This is a genomic window from Wolbachia endosymbiont of Cantharis cryptica, assembly GCF_964277405.1.
Classification (GTDB): Bacteria; Pseudomonadota; Alphaproteobacteria; order Rickettsiales; family Anaplasmataceae; genus Wolbachia.
This window is the reverse complement of record NZ_OZ195521.1, coordinates 717,824-737,129: the sequence shown is the minus strand read 5'-3', so window position 1 is coordinate 737,129 and position 19,306 is coordinate 717,824. Positions and strand designations below refer to the sequence as shown.

The 19,306-nt window shown below is 35.3% G+C and carries 18 protein-coding genes and 1 tRNA gene; 15 read left to right on the top strand and 4 right to left on the bottom strand.

All coding sequences use genetic code 11. The features are described from left to right. Positions 1–226 precede the first annotated feature (226 nt). The 6 genes from dnaE (at position 227) to ACICP6_RS03565 (ending at position 6,700) form a co-directional block, all read left to right on the top strand. Positions 227–3,565 (top strand): DNA polymerase III subunit alpha, encoded by a 3,339-nt coding sequence (gene dnaE / locus ACICP6_RS03590; protein ID WP_395462642.1) that lies wholly within the window; start codon positions 227–229, stop codon positions 3,563–3,565. Between the two features lie 48 nt (positions 3,566–3,613). Next, the gene (rpsF, locus tag ACICP6_RS03585) at positions 3,614–4,396 is read left to right on the top strand and encodes a 30S ribosomal protein S6 (protein WP_395462641.1); all 783 of its coding nucleotides are present in this window, start codon (positions 3,614–3,616) and stop codon (positions 4,394–4,396) included. Continuing rightward, complete coding sequence (gene rpsR, locus ACICP6_RS03580) at positions 4,396–4,671, top strand: 30S ribosomal protein S18 (RefSeq protein WP_395462640.1); 276 nt, start codon at positions 4,396–4,398, stop codon at positions 4,669–4,671. The genes rpsF and rpsR overlap by 1 nt, the downstream gene beginning before the upstream one ends. 7 nt (positions 4,672–4,678) lie before the next feature. Then, positions 4,679–5,221: a 50S ribosomal protein L9 gene (rplI, locus tag ACICP6_RS03575; protein ID WP_395462639.1), complete on the top strand. Its 543-nt coding sequence runs from the start codon at positions 4,679–4,681 to the stop codon at positions 5,219–5,221. 114 nt (positions 5,222–5,335) lie between these two features. Beyond that, entirely contained in the window at positions 5,336–6,628 is a 1,293-nt protein-coding gene (purB, locus tag ACICP6_RS03570) for an adenylosuccinate lyase (RefSeq protein ID WP_395462638.1), read from the top strand. Continuing rightward, a tRNA-Met gene (locus ACICP6_RS03565) sits at positions 6,628–6,700 on the top strand. The genes purB and ACICP6_RS03565 overlap by 1 nt, the downstream gene beginning before the upstream one ends. A 141-nt stretch (positions 6,701–6,841) precedes the next feature. Here the strand turns inward: ACICP6_RS03565 and ACICP6_RS03560 are convergent. After that, positions 6,842–7,631 (bottom strand): IS5 family transposase gene (locus ACICP6_RS03560; RefSeq protein WP_395462624.1). Its coding sequence is split into 2 segments (ribosomal slippage): positions 6,842–7,369 and positions 7,371–7,631, totalling 789 coding nucleotides; the frame shifts between segments, so codons are not numbered across the junction. 99 nt (positions 7,632–7,730) lie between these two features. On the opposite strand from ACICP6_RS03560, the gene ACICP6_RS03555 reads away from it, so the two are divergent. Then, the gene (locus ACICP6_RS03555; RefSeq protein ID WP_395462637.1) at positions 7,731–8,765 is read left to right on the top strand and encodes an efflux RND transporter periplasmic adaptor subunit; all 1,035 of its coding nucleotides are present in this window, start codon (positions 7,731–7,733) and stop codon (positions 8,763–8,765) included. 787 nt (positions 8,766–9,552) lie between these two features. Here ACICP6_RS03555 and grxD read toward each other — a convergent pair. From grxD to ACICP6_RS03540, 3 genes are all read right to left on the bottom strand, one after another. Then, positions 9,553–9,873 carry a Grx4 family monothiol glutaredoxin gene (gene grxD, locus ACICP6_RS03550; protein ID WP_395462636.1) on the bottom strand — a complete coding sequence of 107 codons (321 nt, stop codon included), beginning with the start codon at positions 9,871–9,873 and terminating at the stop codon, positions 9,553–9,555. Positions 9,874–9,888: 15 nt separating this feature from the next. Beyond that, the gene (locus ACICP6_RS03545) at positions 9,889–10,107 is read right to left on the bottom strand and encodes a BolA/IbaG family iron-sulfur metabolism protein (RefSeq protein ID WP_395462635.1); all 219 of its coding nucleotides are present in this window, start codon (positions 10,105–10,107) and stop codon (positions 9,889–9,891) included. Positions 10,108–10,177: 70 nt separating this feature from the next. Further along, the gene (locus tag ACICP6_RS03540; RefSeq protein ID WP_395463659.1) at positions 10,178–11,500 is read right to left on the bottom strand and encodes a malic enzyme-like NAD(P)-binding protein; all 1,323 of its coding nucleotides are present in this window, start codon (positions 11,498–11,500) and stop codon (positions 10,178–10,180) included. 127 nt (positions 11,501–11,627) lie between these two features. On the opposite strand from ACICP6_RS03540, the gene pgsA reads away from it, so the two are divergent. From pgsA to ACICP6_RS03500, 8 genes are all read left to right on the top strand, one after another. After that, the gene (pgsA, locus tag ACICP6_RS03535; protein WP_395462634.1) at positions 11,628–12,170 is read left to right on the top strand and encodes a CDP-diacylglycerol--glycerol-3-phosphate 3-phosphatidyltransferase; all 543 of its coding nucleotides are present in this window, start codon (positions 11,628–11,630) and stop codon (positions 12,168–12,170) included. 108 nt (positions 12,171–12,278) lie between these two features. Then, positions 12,279–13,199, top strand: a complete 921-nt coding sequence (locus tag ACICP6_RS03530) for a hypothetical protein (RefSeq protein WP_395462633.1) — start codon at positions 12,279–12,281, stop codon at positions 13,197–13,199. Between the two features lie 87 nt (positions 13,200–13,286). Beyond that, positions 13,287–14,012: an outer membrane protein assembly factor BamD gene (locus tag ACICP6_RS03525; protein WP_395463658.1), complete on the top strand. Its 726-nt coding sequence runs from the start codon at positions 13,287–13,289 to the stop codon at positions 14,010–14,012. Positions 14,013–14,058: 46 nt separating this feature from the next. Next, the gene (locus ACICP6_RS03520; protein ID WP_395462632.1) at positions 14,059–14,790 is read left to right on the top strand and encodes a YebC/PmpR family DNA-binding transcriptional regulator; all 732 of its coding nucleotides are present in this window, start codon (positions 14,059–14,061) and stop codon (positions 14,788–14,790) included. 42 nt (positions 14,791–14,832) lie between these two features. Beyond that, on the top strand, positions 14,833–15,690 hold the full coding sequence (locus ACICP6_RS03515; RefSeq protein WP_395463657.1) for a peptidoglycan DD-metalloendopeptidase family protein: 858 nt from the start codon (positions 14,833–14,835) through the stop codon (positions 15,688–15,690). 7 nt (positions 15,691–15,697) lie between these two features. Further along, positions 15,698–16,543 carry an SPFH domain-containing protein gene (locus ACICP6_RS03510; RefSeq protein ID WP_395463656.1) on the top strand — a complete coding sequence of 282 codons (846 nt, stop codon included), beginning with the start codon at positions 15,698–15,700 and terminating at the stop codon, positions 16,541–16,543. Positions 16,544–16,812: 269 nt separating this feature from the next. Next, positions 16,813–17,007, top strand: a complete 195-nt coding sequence (locus ACICP6_RS03505) for a hypothetical protein (protein ID WP_395462631.1) — start codon at positions 16,813–16,815, stop codon at positions 17,005–17,007. An 875-nt stretch (positions 17,008–17,882) separates the two neighbouring features. Beyond that, positions 17,883–19,280: a malonyl-CoA decarboxylase gene (locus tag ACICP6_RS03500; RefSeq protein ID WP_395462630.1), complete on the top strand. Its 1,398-nt coding sequence runs from the start codon at positions 17,883–17,885 to the stop codon at positions 19,278–19,280. Positions 19,281–19,306: the final 26 nt, after the last annotated feature.

The window sequence follows — 19,306 nt, the reverse complement described above, 5'->3', positions numbered from 1 at the left end:
GCCAAAAAATACCTTAAGTTTTTTACTGAATTTTGTCATTGAGCCTGCAGGTCAAAAACAAGTTTTGAGTCAGAAATACCCTTATTATCATGATAAGAGGACTGGCGAAGTTTGTCAAGTCGTTTTTGTATTTTAATTTTAGAATTTTATAGGCTTTTGTTTCCATGAAACTATGTCCTAATGAGTAAATTAATGTTATCTTTTTATTACTGATCTAAAATTTTTTATGTTTATACACTTACGTGTTCACAGTGTTTATTCACTGCTTGAAAGTTCGGTCAAAATTGAGGAGCTGATAGGCCTTTGTTTGCAGAATAAAATGCCAGCAGTTGCAATTACTGATTCAGGTAACTTATTTGGCTCACTCGAATTTGCAGAATATGCAGCAAGTAGGGGAATACAGCTAATAATAGGATGCAATATTATAGTTAAACATTCAGAACAAAATTTGCCTATATTATTGCTTGCAAAAAATGAACAAGGGTACACTAATTTAGTCACTTTGGTAAGTGAGTCTTTTAGAAAGCGCAAGAATAACGGTGATATTCCTTACGTTGACTTTGATGAGCTATTGAATTTAAGTACAGGTCTGATCGCTTTAACCGGTGGATATGATGGGATATTAGCACAGTTGTTGTTGAGACAAGATAAAGAAACGGTTGAAAAACTGCTTTCAGCATTTAATGGTCATTTATATGTTGAATTGCAGCGTCATGGGCTGAGTAAGGAGTTGGAACTCGAAGAAACCTTGATAGACTTTGCTTACCAGTACGATATACCACTTGTTGCAACGAACGATGTATTTTTTCCAAACAGGTCTGACTATGAAGCTTACGATATATTAACGTGTATATCAGAGGGTAGTTATGCACTGGAGAATAACAGAAAGAAGCTAACTACTGAACATTATTTCAAGTCTGTGGCAGAAATGGAGGAGCTATTCAGCGATATTCCTGAAGCAATGCATAACACTTTAGTGATAGCTAAGCGGTGCTCGTATATGCCAAGAAGTAGGCAGCCTATTTTGCCTAAATTTCCTTGTAGAGAAAATAAAACTGAGAATGAAGAACTGAAGGAGCAAGCAATCGCGGGATTAGAACTGCGTATTGCAAACGGAACAGACATAGACCTTAAACAATACTACGATCGGCTAGATTACGAGCTGGGCGTGATAACTTCAATGAATTACTCTGGATATTTTCTAATAGTTTCTGATTTTATTCGCTGGAGCAAAGCAAATGGCATTCCAGTTGGCCCAGGAAGAGGTTCGGGTGCTGGATCAATTGTTGCTTGGGCGTTGCAGATTACAGACCTTGATCCAATAAAATTTGGCCTAATATTTGAAAGATTTTTAAATCCTGATCGTATATCGATGCCTGACTTTGATATCGATTTCTGTCAGGAAAAAAGAGACCTGGTCATTGATTATGTTCAAAGAAAATACGGTTATGTTGCTCAAATAATCACTTTTGGTAAATTGCAGGCAAGAGCCGTGCTGCGTGACGTTGGAAGGGTATTGCAGATGCCTTACTCTCAAGTAGATAAAATATCTAAAATGGTTCCATTTAACCCAGTAAACCCTGTGACTTTATCGCAAGCGATAGAGTTTGATCAAAACTTACAGAAAGAACGGGATAGTGATGAAGTAATTGCAAAACTCCTTGATATATCTCTTAAGCTTGAAGGAATATATCGTCACGTTTCAACTCATGCTGCTGGAATTGTAATATGCGATCAAAAATTAGAAAATTTTGTTCCTGTTTATTATGATCCAAATTCGGCGCTGCCAATCACTCAATACAGTATGAAATATGTGGAGAAAGCTGGACTAATAAAATTTGATTTTCTTGGGCTTGGTACGCTAACGCTAATAGATCATGTGTGTCGTTTAATTAATCGTGATGGAAAAAAGATCAATATTTCTTCAATTCCTTTAGATGATCAAAAAACTTATGAGATACTCTCAAGCGGTGATTCAATTGGAGTGTTCCAGCTTGAAAGTTCGGGGATGAGAGAAGCTTTAATCAAGTTAAAACCAGACTGCATTGAAGACATTATTGCTTTAATATCTCTTTATCGTCCAGGGCCTATGGATAACATTCCAACTTATGTTGCAAGAAAGCACGGACTTGAAAAGCCAGATTATATTCATCCATTGCTTAAAGAGGTATTAAAAGAAACATTCGGAGTGATAATCTACCAAGAACAGGTGATGGAAATAGCACGTATCCTTTCTGGATACAGCTTAGCGGAAGCAGATTTGCTGAGACGTGCTATGGGTAAGAAAATAAAAGAAGAGATGGATAAGCAACGTGAACTTTTCGTTCAAGGAGCAACAAAAAATGGTGTTGATTATGACAGGGCAAGTTATATTTTTGACCTTGTTGCAAAATTTGCTGGTTATGGGTTTAATAAATCTCACGCAGCCGCATATGCGGTTATATCTTACCAAACAGCTTATCTTAAAGCTAATTATCCATTAGAATTCTTTACAGCACTAATGAATCTAAATATTGATGATAGAGATAAACTAAATTTATTTTATCATGCTGCGAAATTCAGTGGAGTTTCTGTTCTTTTACCTGATATAAGCAAATCTCAGGCTGAATTTTCCATAGAAGGTGAATGCATAAGTTATGGCATTGCTGCCTTGAAGAATGTTGGTTTTTCTATAGCGGGGGAAGTAGTGAACGTACGTTCAGGCGCTTATAAGGACATATGGGCATTCATTCAAAATTCAGGTCATATAATAAATAAGAGGGCGCTAGAAAGCCTGATTAAATCTGGAGCATTCGATAGCGTGCATAAGAACAGAAAACAGCTATATGAGTCAATGGACACGTTGGTTTACTTTGCAAATAAAAACAAACAGGATAGAGAATCAAGTCAAGCTGTTTTGTTTGGTAATCTTGATGTTCTAAAGCCAAAACTTGAGAATGTCGAAGATTTCAATGAAGAGGAGAAATTAGAGCATGAGTTATTTTCACTAGGGTTTTATTTGACTAATCATCCACTTGAAAAATTTAGAACTCTTCTAGAAAAGTTAAATATTGGGTTTATTGGAGAGAGTAAAACAACAAAAACTGCTGGTGTAATATTAAATGTGCGTATGAGAACCTCAGAGCATGGGAGGTTTGTTATACTTACGCTTTCTGATCCTCATAATGTTTCTGAAATAGCATTCTACAATAATGAAATAATAGAAGAGAAAAGAAATTTATTTTCACCAGGAACGTTTGTGATAATTGATCTTGAAACTTCGGAAAATACAACAAGATTAGTGGGAAAGGATATATCTGAATTTACAGAGAGGATCACTTCTGCAATGAAGAAGTTAGTTTTAACTACTGGATGTGCGGATTCGCAAAAAGCCGCTATGGAATTAAATTCAGTATTGAAAAGTGAAGGCAGAACCAAAATAATGCTAAAACTTCTTCTTGAGAAGCATAAAGTAAGCATCTTGTTACCAGGTGCATATTTACTCACTCCTCAAGCTCTTTATGAAATATCTAACTTAAGCTGGATTAAAGGCATAGAAATTGATACAAATAGCTTGCTTACATGAAAAAGTTTTATATAATGAAATATTTAATCAGTATTAAAGGAAGATATAGTGAATCTTTATGAATTTACTTTTATAGCACAGCAAGGCTTATTACAGCAAGAAGTGGAAGAAATGGTCCAAGAACTAGCTGTCTTATTGAAAAACATTAAAGCAGATGTTATGTTTCAGCAAATCAAGGGCATTTTGGAAGAAAGGAATGACAAGCTTACAAAACAAGAGTCAGAAATGCACGCTAAGAACATACAAGAGAGTTTAGTTGCTTACTCTAATTTCTTGGAAGATCTTGCAAAAATTTTATGGATTGAGTTAGAAGAAGATCTTTCGAATTTGAGAGAAGTGAGGTTAAAAATTGGCAAAGAGTTGAAAGATGACCTGAAAGGTCTAGGAATAACGCAAGATTTTATAAAACTTCCAGAAGGTGGTAAGCAAATTGCTAAGAGTGCATTTATTCGCAATGCAGTAACTGCTTTCAAGGGGAATATTTTAGGACATCTAATAAAGATTTTTCAAGAGATTTTAAAAAATTTTGGAATAGCAGGCCCAAATCAATTGAATAAAACATTGGAAGTGCTTTTAGGAAATATCGAAGCTTCAGGGTTGATAAAGTATGAATATTGGGGTCTATTAGATTTCGCATATCCAATAAATAAGATGAAAAGTGGTCATTATTGTATCATGTGCATAAGTTCTACTTCAAGCATTACGGACGAATTTGTGCGTAGAATAAAACTTAATGAGAACATTGTTCGCCACTTATCCGTGCGGGTTGATAAATTTTTTGAAGGTAAATCTCATATGATGAATAAACAAGTTGAGGAGCAAAGCGCATAATGATAAAAAAACGAAGTAATTTTAATGATTCTTATGTATCTGTGAATAATAGAACTGGGTTTAGGCGTTCCAAAGTTTGTCCTCTTGCTGCTTTTGGAGATGAAGACATAGATTATAAGAATACGGATTTATTATCCAGATTTACCTCTGATTATGGTAGGATATTACCTAGAAGGTTAACAGGTGTGTGTGCAAAAAAACAAAGGAAGTTGCGCACAGAGTGCATAAAGGCACGTTGTTTAGCTCTTATTTCTTACTGTACTAAAAAAGTTTAGGTAATTTATGTTGATAATTTTAAAGGAAAATATAAGAACTCTTGGCAAATTAGGGGAAATCGTGAAAGTAAAGCCTGGTTACGCACGTAATTTTCTTTTTCCACAAAAGAAGGCAGTGAAAGCTACTAAGGAAAGTATAGCAAAACTAGAGGAGCAGCGTTCCTTTTTAGAAGAGGAAAATGTAAGAAAATTAGATTTGGCAAAAGAGCGAGCAGCATCTCTTACTGGTAAGTTTGTAGTATTGGTAAAGCAAGCTTCTGAGGATGGTAAAATTTTTGGTTCTGTAACAACAAGAGAAGTTATGAAATCTTTGTTGCAAGAGTGTGAAGTTGATCACCGAAAAGTATCTTTTAATGGAGTAAAGATAAGAAATTTAGGTGAGTATCAGGTAAATATAGAATTTCATAGTGAAGTAGTAATACCAATTGCTGTGCATGTTGTTAGGTCAGAAACAGATGCACATGAGTTAAGACAGGTAAAATTGCAAAACCAAAAGTCACAACAACAAGAGGCAGAACAGGATATAAGTGAAGAAGCTGATCAAAAATGATCCTATGCTATAGCCGTAAGAAAATGTCTTCCATAGCTAAGTTGGTGTCATCCCAGTGTTTGACACTGGAATCAGGAAAAAATACATGTTCAGAGACGAGAAGGGGGTTATTTAGTGATCCCTCGTTATAGTCGTAAAGAGATGTCTTTCATTTGGGAGGAAAACAACAAATTTAATATATGGCTCAAAATAGAAAAATTAGCGTGCGAGGCTCAAGCAAAGCTAGGAGTGATTCCAAATGATGTTGCTGAAAAGTTCTCTGGTGCTATTGAATTTAATGTTAAACGTATCAACGAAATCGAATCCACTGTAAAACACGATGTTATAGCTTTTCTAACGTATGTTGCTGAAAAAGTGGGAGTTGATGTTCGTTATCTTCACTACGGAATGACAAGTTCTGATGTTTTAGATACATGTCTTGCTATGCAGCTGAAAGAGTCGTGTGATATTTTACTTGAGAATCTAAGAAATTTACTTGCTGCATTGAAAAAAAAAGCTGAGGACTATAAAGATATTGTGTGTGTTGGGCGCAGTCATGGAATGCATGCAGAGCCAACAACACTTGGATTAAAGTTTGCCAGATTTTATGCAGAATTTAAACGCAACTACCAAAGACTAATTAATGCACAAAAAGAAATCTCAACTTGCAAAATATCAGGTGCAGTAGGGAACTTTGCGAATGTTGATCCTTTTGTTGAAGAATATGTAGCAAAAGAAATGGGGCTGATACCTGAAACTATATCGTCTCAAGTAATCCCTCGCGATAGACACGCCATGTTCTTTTCGGTTTTAGGAGTGATTGCAAGTTCAATGGAAAATGTTGCTGTTGAAATTCGTCATTTACAAAGAACTGAGATTGGAGAAATTTCTGAATATTTTTCCGCTAAGCAAAAGGGAAGCTCTGCTATGCCACACAAGTGTAATCCTATTTTAAGTGAAAATCTAACTGGACTCTCGCGTTTAATACGCAGTTATGTATTTCCTGCGTTAGAAAATGTTGCATTGTGGCATGAACGAGATATATCACACTCATCTGTGGAAAGATGCATTACTCCTGATGCTTGCATAGCGATGGATTTTGCTTTAGTGAGATTGACAGATTTGATAGATAAGTTAGTGATTAATAAGGGAAACATTGAAAAGAACTTAAATTCTTCAAAAGGTTTAATTTTCTCACAGCGTATATTACTTGAGTTAGTAAATAGTGGTCTAACAAGGGAAGAGGCGTATAAAATTGTTCAGGGCAATGCAATGAAAGTGAAACAAAACAACAGTGATTTTCTGTTCGAATTGAAACAAGATAAATCCTTACTTGGAGTTATTAACTCTAAAAAACTTGAATCTTTGTGTGATTTGAAATATTATACGAAACATATAGATCATGTATATAACAAGGTTTTTAATTAGGCTGAGTAGCTCAGTTGGTAGAGCAGGAGGATCATAATCTCTTGGTCGGGGGTTCAAGTCCCTCCTCAGTCACGCCACCAGTCATCAACTATGTTTTACGGACTGACCTTATTTATAGCTATTATAGGGTGACAATATAAACAATGTTGCTTATATTGTACTTATATTTCTGATTCGAAAGTTTAATTTATGCGGTTGTTTCTAAGAACCTGTTTAAAATCTTCGCAATAAGAGAGAAACGAAGGAAAGAACGACCATTTGTAGGCTAGTATTGAGTTTTCGCTCACAGTTTTTCCACAATCGCCTGCATTTTTCCAACCAAGCAAAAGACCGCTCAACAACCCATCTTTTTGGCAATACAGCAAAGGTATGTAATTCGCTTCGTTTTATTACCTCAACAGCTGCACCAATAGTTACTTTTATTTGTGTTGCAAAATTTTCTCCTGTATAGCCAGCATCAACGAGTATATTTTTGACTTCAGAGAGGTTTTCTTTAGCATTTCCCACCATTTTTACAGCACTGCTACGATCAGTTGCTTCTGCCGTTGTTATATGAATTGCATGTGGCAAGCCCTGTGTATCAACTGCGATATGACGCTTTATACCTGAAATCTTTTTACCTGCATCATAACCCTTTCTTTCAGCAGTATCTGCGTTTTTAACGCTTTGAGCATCAATTATGCAGAAACTGGTTTTCTCTTTCCGACCATTGTTGATACGGACCTCTCCAACTAATTTTTTTTAAGACTAATTCCAACAAACTTGGTTCTTCTCCATCCTTTTTATTCCACATTTGAAAATAATAATATATGCTCTCCCACCTTGGAAAATCTTTTGGCAACATCCTCCACTGGCAACCACTTTTTAGGACGTATAATACTGTACAAAATACATCATATAAATCAAGTTTTCTTGGTTTTGTTTTCCTCCTGCTACTCTCCAGAATTGGTTTGATTTTTTCAAATTGCTCTCGACTTATATCACTTGGATAACTTTTTCGCATAGATATACCTCATTCTTAATCTACCCCTATTTTACCTTATCCTTTCGAGATTTTAAACAGGTTCTAACAAAACTGGTTAACAAATTTTATTACTTAAAGATGAGAAACAAAGTAATCATTATTTCTAGTATCACTCTTATTCTACTATTTTTTGTCAACAGTGTGTTTTTAAAGAAAGATCAGGCAGTTCGTGGTGATAATGCAACTAATGGCTTTTCAGTAGAAATTCAGGAGTATGAGCCGCAAAATCGCACTATACATTTAAAATTTTCTGGTACAGTGAATCCCTTACATAGAGCCAGCCTTACCTCAAAAGTAAGTGGTAAAGTTACTGCTATTTATTTGCCTGATGGTGAGAAGGTAAAAAAAGATGATGTAGCGCTAAAGATAGAAGATTATGATAGGATTGAGCAGGTTGAGAAAGCCAAAGCTTTGCTGAACCAGCGTGAAAGTGAGTATGATTCCTCTAGCAAACTTAATAAAAAAGGCTATAAAGCTCAGATACAAGTAGAGGCAGCTTTTACTGCGTTGCAAAGTGCAAAAGCTGATCTGAAAAGGCTAGAGCTAGATTTAGAAAATACTACAATAAAATCTCCTATAGATGGTTACATCGACAAAATCAATGCAAACGAAGGGGATTTTGTTAGTGCTGGACAAAAAATAGCTGACGTAGTTAATTTCGATCAAGTTCTTGTGGTATTATATGTTTCGGAAAGTGAAGTAAATAAAATAGAGCTAGGCAGTACAGCTAAAATTAATTTACTGGACGGAAGGGAATTAGAGGGCAAAGTAAGTTTTATTAGTAAAATTGCTGAGCCTAAAACTGGATCTTATAGGGTAGAGGTAAAAGTAATTAATAATGAAATGATATCCTTGCAAGGACTAACTGCCAACATAATACTACCTTCAGGCGAAAGATTTGCATATAAAGTTCCTTCTTCAGCCCTGAGCTTAGGTGACGAGGGTGTTCTTGGAATAAAGATTGTTGATGACAATAGTTATGTAGTATTTATACCAATAGAAATCGTTGATCATGATAGCGATGGGGTTTGGATAGTAGCAAATAACAAGGATAAACTCATAAAGTTAATAGTATTAGGCCACTTATTTGTTAAGCCTGGTGATAAGGTTTAAAGTCCAAGTCTTTCTCAATAGACCTCTTGCATAACAAACTTTTGGTAGCGCGTTGGAAAAACCGCTTGACAAACCCCGCCAATCCTCTTATCATAAAACTGAAGCTATTTTATTTAACTTCGCAATCTCTGCAGCGGATTAAAATGACAAGAAAACTTGTATTTGGCGTACTATTATTTAATTTTTTGCACTATGTGCACCGTATGTCTTTATAAAATTTCCAGGTTTTTACCTACATAAGCTGAAACGCGCTTATAAAGCGTTCAAGACATCACCCAACGTCAAATTTTAAAATAGAGAGTGTAATAACTAGCTACCACGGGTTTTCTTTGCCTTTTTTTTCTGCTTGGTAAATTTCTTAAATATTTTAGCTAAGGTTAGTTGTACTTAAAAGCAGCTAAATTGCAGCGTTTAAGGCTTAAAAAACGCCAATACTGAAATAGAAAGTGGCTAGGGTTTCTTTTGCCTTTTTTTCGTTTGGTAAATTTCTTAAATATTTATAGCTAAACGACAACCGCTGCTTGTTAGCGGGATCTAGAGATACCGCGGCGGTATGACGTAGGGTTTGCCGATATCCCGCTGCTTGTTAGCGCCCGCGAATGAATCGCGGTATGACCCGCTGCTTGTTAGCGGAATCTATGCCAAGATACCGCGAATGAATCGCGGAATGACGGTTGTCGGCAAACCTAAGTCACTTTAGCTATAGAATAAAAAAACGCCGATATTTCGACACAAAAGTAAATACCACAGGGTTTCTTTTGCCTTTTTTTAAGTTATGCAAGAAGTCTTATTCAATAATCTTTTTTTCCTTCAATAATCTTTGCAATTCGCCTTTTTCGTACATCTCGCGAGTGATATCGCAGCCACCAATAAACTCTCCCTTTATATATAATTGTGGAATTGTTGGCCAATCAGAAAACTTTTTTATGGATTCACGTATTTCATCATTCTCCAACACGTTAATACACTTAAATTTTACATTCAATTTTTTGAGAATTGACACAACGAGTCCAGAGAATCCGCATTGAGGAAAATCAGAAGTGCCTTTTATATACAACACCACATCATTTTCTGCTATATCTTTTTTTATTTGTTCAAAATTGTTCATAAATTCACCTTAATCTTAAGCACTAGTTTCTAATTGCAATGCATGTATAGATCGACCTTCCAATGCCTTATACACCATTTTATGTTGTTCTATTCTTGTCTTTCCAAGAAAACGCTTGGAGGTTATTTTTAAATGGTAATGATCATTATCTCCAGCAAGGTCATGAATCTTTATATCAGCATCAGGGAACGATTGTTTGATGATCCTCTCTAATTCATGAATTGCAATAGTCATTGATTTACTTTAAATTACAATACTTTTATTATAAATCTAAAACGATTGAACGCAATTGAATTATTGGGTGCTAATATCGTGAAGACAATAGACTCAAAGTGTTAAGAGCACTAGCAAGACGAGATTTTAATTGGTTTTCATATTTACTCCAATCTTGTATTACTTTTCTTGCAACACCTGAGTAAACTGCGGCTTTCGCAACAGCAGGAGATACTATAGAAATTAATCTTGGGTCAAATGGAGTAGGTATTATATATTCACGTCCATAGCTCATTTTACGACCACCATAGACTGTGGATATCTCATCCGGTACTGACTCACGAGCAAGCTTTGCTATTGCATCTGCAGCTGCAATTTTCATTTCGTTATTTATTGTTGTGGCGTGTACATCAAGCGCCCCTCTGAATATATAAGGGAATCCCATTACGTTATTGACTTGATTGTTGTAATCTGATCTACCAGTTGCGATTATTGCATCTGGCCTTACAGATTTTGCAAACTCAGGCCTCACTTCTGGGTCAGGGTTAGCAAGAGCGAAAATAATCGGATCTTTACCCATACTCTTTAACATCTCTTCATTTAATACATTTTTTGCAGATAGTCCGATGAATACATCAGCGTCTTTTATTACATTGAGTAAAGAACGTTCTTTAGTGTCGATTGCATATTTTTTCTTCCATTCATTCATGTCCTCTTTTCTGTCTTTGTATATTACTCCTTGTTTATCACACAGCGCTATGTTTTTAGCACCCATAGACTTGAGTATTTCTAAACATGCAATACCTGCTGCTCCAGCGCCATTCATAATGATCTTAACGTCCTCTAATTTCTTTCCGGTAATATCAAGGGCATTTTCTATGCCTGCTGCAACAACCACTGCAGTTCCATGCTGGTCATCATGAAACACTGGAATGTCCATCAATTCATTCAGACGTTTCTCTATTATGAAACAATCGGGAGATTTTATATCCTCTAAATTTATCCCCCCCCAACTTGGCCCAAGATACCTTACTGCATTAATGAAATCTTCTATATTTTCTGTATCAACTTCTATATCAATTGCATCAATATCAGCAAAACGCTTAAATAAAACAGCTTTACCTTCCATGACAGGTTTTGAAGCAAGAGGACCGATGTTACCAAGTCCAAGCACTGCAGTACCATTTGAAATGACAGCAACGCAGTTGCTTTTTGCCGTATAATCATAAACTGCTTCAGAGTTTTTAACTATTTCAAGGCATGGAGCTGCAACTCCGGGAGAATAGGCAAGTGACAAGTCATACTGAGTGGATAAAGGTTTTGTCGGAAGCACAGAAACTTTACCAGGCTTACCACCTCTATTATGATACTTAAGTGCTTCTTGCTTTGTGATACTATCTAGATCATCTTTCATCATTACATTTTGAATTCGTATTTTTTAAGTATATGGAGTTTTTATAAATGTTCAATTCAAACTATTGGCTTGTGAATTGCATTCCACTCCTGTATAAACTTACTATGCTGGGTTAAAAGTACACGACATGCTTAAGAAAAACTTGCCTAATTTGCTTACAATTTCTCGTGCACTTGCAATACCAGCAATAATATTAAGTTTTTATATAGAAAGTAGATATGCAAACCTGATAACAATATCAATCTTTATATTTGCATGCATTACGGATTTTTTTGATGGTTACCTAGCACGTGCGTGGAAAGTCCAATCAAAATTTGGCAGGCTATTTGATCCAATTGCCGATAAATTAATAGTGGTTTCAACGATAATTATGCTAATTTATAAGCAGAAGATAAATGATTATACAATAGTACCATCGATTATCATTATCTGTCGGGAGATATTAGTTTCGGGTTTACGGGAGTTTCTTATAGCTACAAACGTTAGCCTACCCGTAAGCAAAGCTGGAAAAATCAAAACATTTTTGCAGATGGTTGCTGTAGTAGCACTAATAATGAACGATTATGAAGTAACTCAATATATGGGTGTGATTTGTTTATGGGTCGCAGCTATTATAACTATGTGGTCAGGTTATAATTATATTTTAGCTGGCATCAAACAAATTGACTGAATTCCTTAAGAAGTAGTTAATAGACAAGAGTAGTTAATATCTTAGTAATATTGACTAAATAGTTTCAATCCTGTATAATATATTAGTTCATAAATTAGTCAGGTTTGTATGACTGGTATTACAGGTAGCTTTCGAGATTTTCGGTCAGGGATTGAAAAAGAAGCAGAAAAAAAGAAGCTTGAGCAAGAGCTATCAACACTAAAGGAAGAAGAAACAAAAAAAAGGAAAGAACTCGAACAGAAGTTATTAACACTCAAAAAAAGAGAGCTGTATAGACAATGTGCATCATTGGTTACTATGGTTCCATTTGCATTATTCATGGCTATTGAACTAGAAAAAACATGCAGCGATCAGGTATTGCTTGGTGTTATAAGCGGCGCGCTAAGCCACACTATATTACCTTTTACAGTGTTATCTCTTATTTGTACGCTATATTTAATTTACAATAATAAGAAAATAGCACAAAAAGAACGAGAATTGGAGAATATTGAGAACAGAGAAGAAGTAGAGAAAAAAGAGCACAATGTTTCTGATATAGGTCAATGCTTGATCTATATTGAAGCTATAACAACTACATTGGTTATTATAGGTGTAATAATAGGAGAAACATCATCACTTGAAGTAGCAGAAGATGCAATTTTATTTCTTGCCAATGCAATTGCTTTTCTTGCAACTCTTGCTTCTTATATTGATGAGCGTAAAAAAAACGAGAAAAAGGAAACAGAAAAATCTAATCTTGATGAGAAATCTAGCAACATGTCTATGGCAGGATTAGTGCTTGCTGGTTCTTCTATATTCTTAATAAGAAGAATAATGTTAATGGCATTAGCGTCGTCCTTAAGTCCTGCTGTTGGACCTACTTTAGGCTTGATAGGTATTGCGCTTTTTATTGCTGCACAGGCATTAACTATACATTCCTACAGCAAGAAGTTAACAGATCTAAAAGTGAGTGGAAAGGGTGTTTCACCGGGTAGTAACGTTGGCTGCGGTTCGGAAGTTGGAGGGTATTCGGAAGGTGTAGGGTTATAATATTGCCTAGTGATTTTGAAAATCCTAGAAATTTATTTATTTAGATAATATTTAGGTCTATACTTTATTTTGATCGAAAAAAATCTTATGTATAAGACTTTAATCACGTGCTTTATTTTTCTGATTTGCTCCTTTACACAATCGTATGCGAATGATCTTGAAAGAACTGAGGCTGAACTATATGAAGAAGCGGTTAAGCTTTTTGACCAGAAAAAATATAAACAAGCTATTAGGGCATTTCAAAAAATAGAGGATTTGTATCCTTTTTCTTATTGGGCGATGAAAGCAAAATTATTGTCTGGTGTTTCTCATTATAATATGGGTGACTATGACAGTGCTGCAAGTGATATGGATGGTTATATATACGTTTATTCAAATGGTGAAGATTTACCGTATGTGTATTACTTAAGGGTATTATCTTACTACATGCAAATTAATAAAGTACAACTTGGACAACAAACTGCATATAAAGCTTTAGAGCTGGCTACAGAATACACTAATCTTTTCCCAGACAGTGAATATACAGAGGAGATGAAGGAAAAAGTAAAGCTAATCACAGAACATATATTAGCGAAAGAATATTCTATCGGTAAGTTCTATTTAAGGCGTGGTGAATATTTGGCAGCAATTAAGCGTTTTCAAAGTGTAATAAGTAATAAGAATTCTAGCTATTTCCCTAAATCTGTTAACTATTTAATAGCAGCCCATTCAGCTCTTGGCCTTGATCTGGAAGCTGAGCAGTATGAAAGTATGTTAGCAGGAAATCTCGAAAGGAGTTCATGTGAGAACAGCAGACTTGAAAATTTGCTTTAGTTTTCTCTATTCTTTGATATATAATTAGGCTTTTAACTATTTGAATATGGCTGGTCATTCACAATTTTCAAATATAAAACACCGAAAAGGTGCGCAGGACGAAAAGCGCTCTCAAAAATTTACAAAGCTCATTAGAGAAATAACAGTTGCTGCAAAGCAAGGGCTGCCTGATTCTGCACGCCTTCGCTCTGCTATATTTGCTGCACGTAAGGAAAATTTACCAAAAGATAAGATAGAAACGGCAATAAAAAATGCAACTTGTAATGTTACTGGAGAGAATTACGAGGAAATACAATATGAAGGCTATGGACCTTCTGGTACTGCACTCATTGTTCATGCGTTGACTAATAATCGCAATCGCACTGCTTCTGAAATACGTTATATCTTTTCTCGCAAAGGTGGAAATTTGGGAGAAACGGGAAGTGTTAGTTATCTTTTTGATCATGTAGGCTTAATCGTCTATAAAGCAGAGGGTGTGAATTTTGACGATTTATTTAATTGTGGAATCGAATTAGAAGTATTGAATGTTGAGGAAAATAACAAAGAAGGATTATATGTTATAACCTGCGAAGTAAAGGATTTTGGTAGAGTACGTGATGCCTTTTATGCAAAATTTGGTGAACCAGAACTTGCTCGTCTTTCATGGCAGCCAAAAGACACGGTTGAAATTAGCGATAAAGAATTGATTGATAAATTATCTGCATTGATTGAAGAGCTAGAAGATAATGATGATGTACAGTACGTCGAAGGTAATTTCACTTTTGTTGATGCTGCTTAAACTATGAGGCTGGTTGTATTTATACTGCTTCATGTTTTACCAATGTTTAATGTACACGCCTTCAAGACTTCAGATAGCAATAAAGAGACTCTTTTAATATCCAGTACCATAAAATCTTCCTTTTTTGCCACAGGAATTGAGCAAGGGTTGGCGCCAAATACAGTGATGAAATTAATCAACATATATAAAGATTTCGGTATAGATTTTAAAAAAGATATCGTGCCAGAAAGTAAATTGGAGGTTCTTTTTGAGAGATCGTTGAATGATAAGAAAGCTGAGGAAAAAATTTTATATACTTCACTGACAATGAACAAAAAAGCTATTAGTTTATATCATTATAAATCACAAGACGGCAGAGAAGAGTATTTTAATAAAGATGGAATAAGCTTAAAAGATGGCAAGTTTTTTATCAATCCTTTGAATGGAGATTATCGTATATCTTCGAAATTTGGTAATAGAAAGCACCCTATTCGTGGTAAAATTGTTTTTCACAAAGGAGTAGATTATGCAGCTAAATTTGGTGCTCCTATATACGCTGCTGCAGAAGGTGTGATAGAATATATAGGAAAAAATGGTGGCTATGGAAATTACATCAAAATAAAACACAAAAATGAATATTCAACCTGTTACGCGCATATAAGTAGATTTAGTGGCAATATAAAGTTAGGCTCCAAAGTAAAGCAGGGACAGGTCATTGCTTATGTTGGTAGCACTGGTGTTGCAACAGGCCCTCATTTACATTATGAAGTTATATATAACGATAAACACATCGATCCGCTTACAATAGCACATAAAAACGAAGTGAAGTTGCTTGATCGTGAATTAAGGGAGTTTAAACTATTTGTAAATAGGATAGATAAAACGATCAATAAAGAGGGTTCAAGTGAAAAAGAAGCTTAAAAACAATATGGATAAGAATACCATAAATGATAGAAATTTGAGTCAATTCCGGTTTTTTCCTTTACTAATAGTGTTAGGATTAATTTTGTCGATACTTTTTGTGGCGTATGACAGCACAATTGCACTTGGAATTGCTGCTATTTCAGTGTTGGTTTTTTCTCAAGGGTTTTTCATCAATAATCCTAATGAAGCAAGAGTGATAGAATTTCTTGGGCATTATATTGGAACTTATTTTAAACCTGGAATGTCTATTACAATTCCATTTACAAACAAACATGTCATTTCTTTGAAATTTCAAAATATCAATACAGAAAAAATAAAAGTGAATGATGCAAATGGGAGTCCAATAGAGATTTCAGTAGTGATTGTTTGGAGAGTGAGCAGTCCTGCAAAGGCATATTACAATGTTAATAATTATTATGAGTTTGTTTTTGTGCAAAGTGACTCGGTGATAAGAGAGTTGGCAAGCAATTATCCATATGACAGCGAAAGCGATGAGGAATCTTTACGTAAAAATTCCGATAAAATTTCAGATGAATTGCAGTCAATGTTACAACAAAGATTAGATATTGCGGGAATTGAGATTACAGAAGCAAGAATATCACATTTAGCATATTCGTCCGAGATTGCACAAGCAATGTTAAGGCGTCAACAAGCACATGCTATCACTTCTGCAAGAAAGCTTATAGTGCAAAATGCAATAGTAATTATCGAGGAAGTAATAGCTCATTTTGAAAAAAATAAAAGCATACAATTAGATGGCAAGCAAAAGGTTCAATTGATAAATAATCTGCTGGTTGCACTAATCTCCGAGCAAGATGCACAACCAACGATTAGCTTGGATAATAATTAGCATAATTGCTGGATTAGTGGTTAGTATAATATCAATTGTTCAAAAATGTTACTACGATGCAAAATCTGCACGAAGCATTTTATAATCATATACTACACTGTAGCGTGCAACAGCAATATCGTTCTATTGTAGTGCTATAGCTAATCCAAGAAAGATTTCCCTACGTCATACCGCCGCGATATCTCAGCATAGATTCCGCTAACGAGTAGCGGAATGACGAATTTGTTGTTTTTCAAATTGTAGGTAAACCTAAGCCACTTTAGCTATAAATGGCTGATTCATCGTTTTTTAAACGAGGTATACCTATTATTGCTGTAGATGGAGGGGCAAATCGACTTGTATCAATTGATGTACAGCCTGATCTTGTAATAGGAAATTTGGATAGTATAAACCCGAATTTACGTGCTATAGCTAACCCAAGAAAGGTTTCCCTACGTCATACCGCTGCGGATAGATTCCGCTAACACGTAGCGGAATATCAGCAGTCCTACGTCATACCGCAATTCATTCGCGGGCGCTAACAAGCAGCGGGTCATACCGCCACGGCGTTAACAAGCAGCGGGATATCGGCAACCCCTACGTCATACCGCCGCGGTATCTCTAGATCCCGCTAACAAGCAGCGGTTGTCGTTTAGCTATAAAATTTAAGAAAATATTTAAGAAATTTACTAAGTGGGAAAAAAGGCAAAAGGAGCCCTGTGATTATTGTCCGCTTTAAAGTACTGGCGTTTTTTATGTTTTAAACGCCTGACAAGCGAGATTCAGCTACTTTTAATCGCAACTAACCTGCGCTGCAAGTGTTTAAGAAGTTTACCAAGCAGAAAAAAAGACAAAGAAAACCCGAGCTAGCTAGTCCTTTACTATCTCTGTCGAGTATTGGCATTTTTTGATGTCTTGTAACGCTTTGTAAGCGCGTTCAGCTTATTTAGGTATAAACCTAGATGTAGATGAAGTTTTGTAAAGACATACAGTACCTATGTACTGCAAAAAATTGAACATAAGACGCCGATACCTTAAGTAATCCTTACCTTTTAATCTGCAGATTGGCGAAAGCAAATACAATAGCTTCACTTCCATGATAAGATGACTGGCGGAGTTTGTCAAGTAAGTTTTTCCAACGTGCTGCCAAAAGTTTGTTATGCAAGAGGTCTAATGGTAATAGAAAAAGAGCGCTTTTTGCCTACAACTGGAGGTTTAGACGAATTTGTGATGTGTTTTATTTGTCTTCCCAATAACGAAGGTTGGTATTATACCGTCTTTACCATCTTGAGATTTAATGCCTACCATGTAGACTAAAATTTTCTTTTAGTTTAATATAGATATAAGGTAAAAGGAATCTATGACGAAAGAATCACTAGTTAAAACTGATGTAGTGAAGGTTGAAGACAAAAAAGCGGTAAGAAGCTTTTTTAAAATACTGGGTGGAGTGGCAGATGCTGTAAGATCGTGGATTGGTAACATCGGCCCTGATTTAAGCAACAGTCGCGATATCGATAGTTTAGTCCTGAAGATGAACGAGTGCTTAAACCCAAAGGGAGGGGAGGTTTCAGCACGTAAAAATACTGTATCTCTTGGTAACTTGTACTTAAGCTTATCAGAGGAAGGTAAAATAAAATTTCTACAAACCCTGGCAGAAAAATTTAATCCGAATAAAGCGGAAATAGATGAGAAAATAAAAGAGTATCAAAAGAATCAAAATCCTGAGTTAGGCTATAAGTTTGAGCAAGATTTGATAAAAATTCTTGAATCACCACGTTCTAAAATATTGAAGCAATTTATTTCTTTACCAGAGGGCCTTAAGTTTATTGTTGATATGCGTTCTGACGTGCTTAAGCTAAAGAACCAATATAGAAGCCTAAGTCCACTAGAAAACGAATTGAAAAATATACTCTATACTTGGTTTGATGTGGATTTATTGGATCTTCGTCAAATCACCTGGGATTCACCTGCATCATTGTTAGAAAAACTTATAAAATATGAAGCTGTGCATAAAATTTCCTCTTGGGATGACTTAAAAAACAGGCTGGGTCTCTGTTTTGCTTTTTTTCATTACAAAATACCAAACGAACCTCTAATTTTTGTAGAAGTTGCGTTAATGGATAAGATTGCAGATAGCATTCAACACCTTTTAGATGAGTCAGTGCCTTCAAGTGATCCGAGTAATGCAAGCACTGCTATATTCTATTCAATATCAAGCACTCAAGCAGGATTGTCTGGAATTAGTCTTGGTAATTTTTTAATCAAAAGGGTTGTAGAAAAGCTGTCGCAGGAGTTTAAAAGTATAAAAACATACGCAACTCTTTCTCCAGTACCTGGCTTTACGAAATGGCTGAAAGAAAATTTAAACCAAGATGTTGCTTTATTAGATAAGCTCAATATAAAACAATCTAGTGCAGAGATTTTAGGTAGTATAGATCAATTAAAAACTAACGTTGAATGTGAAAGTGGAGTTAAGCAATGCTTGCTTAAACTGTGTACATATTATTTGCTAAAAGTAAATAATAGCAATGGAAATGCTTATGATCCAGTAGCACATTTTCATTTGAGCAATGGTGCATCAATAAAACAATTAAACTGGATGGCGGATACTTCTGAAAAGGGCATTAGTCAGTCGGCTGGGATGATGGTGAACTACTTGTATGAATTGTCTAAAATAGATAACAATCATGAGAATTATATGGTTAATAAAGTTATTTCCTGCTCGAAGCAGGTGTCATCTATATTAAAGAGCAAATAGGCCTATTAATAAATAATTGCCCTCAC

Bases quoted from the DNA above. Each gene is read 5' to 3' on its own strand.
- dnaE (WP_395462642.1), top strand. From the start codon at position 227: ATGTTTATACACTTACGTGTTCACAGTGTTTATTCACTGCTTGAAAGT.
- rpsR (WP_395462640.1), top strand. From the start codon at position 4,396: ATGATAAAAAAACGAAGTAATTTTAATGATTCTTATGTATCTGTGAAT.
- rplI (WP_395462639.1), top strand. From the start codon at position 4,679: ATGTTGATAATTTTAAAGGAAAATATAAGAACTCTTGGCAAATTAGGG.
- ACICP6_RS03555 (WP_395462637.1), top strand. From the start codon at position 7,731: ATGAGAAACAAAGTAATCATTATTTCTAGTATCACTCTTATTCTACTA.
- grxD (WP_395462636.1), bottom strand. From the start codon at position 9,873: ATGAACAATTTTGAACAAATAAAAAAAGATATAGCAGAAAATGATGTG.
- ACICP6_RS03545 (WP_395462635.1), bottom strand. From the start codon at position 10,107: ATGACTATTGCAATTCATGAATTAGAGAGGATCATCAAACAATCGTTC.
- ACICP6_RS03540 (WP_395463659.1), bottom strand. From the start codon at position 11,500: ATGAAAGATGATCTAGATAGTATCACAAAGCAAGAAGCACTTAAGTAT.
- pgsA (WP_395462634.1), top strand. From the start codon at position 11,628: ATGCTTAAGAAAAACTTGCCTAATTTGCTTACAATTTCTCGTGCACTT.
- ACICP6_RS03530 (WP_395462633.1), top strand. From the start codon at position 12,279: ATGACTGGTATTACAGGTAGCTTTCGAGATTTTCGGTCAGGGATTGAA.
- ACICP6_RS03525 (WP_395463658.1), top strand. From the start codon at position 13,287: ATGTATAAGACTTTAATCACGTGCTTTATTTTTCTGATTTGCTCCTTT.
- ACICP6_RS03520 (WP_395462632.1), top strand. From the start codon at position 14,059: ATGGCTGGTCATTCACAATTTTCAAATATAAAACACCGAAAAGGTGCG.
- ACICP6_RS03515 (WP_395463657.1), top strand. From the start codon at position 14,833: ATGTTTAATGTACACGCCTTCAAGACTTCAGATAGCAATAAAGAGACT.
- ACICP6_RS03510 (WP_395463656.1), top strand. From the start codon at position 15,698: ATGGATAAGAATACCATAAATGATAGAAATTTGAGTCAATTCCGGTTT.
- ACICP6_RS03505 (WP_395462631.1), top strand. From the start codon at position 16,813: ATGGCTGATTCATCGTTTTTTAAACGAGGTATACCTATTATTGCTGTA.
- ACICP6_RS03500 (WP_395462630.1), top strand. From the start codon at position 17,883: ATGACGAAAGAATCACTAGTTAAAACTGATGTAGTGAAGGTTGAAGAC.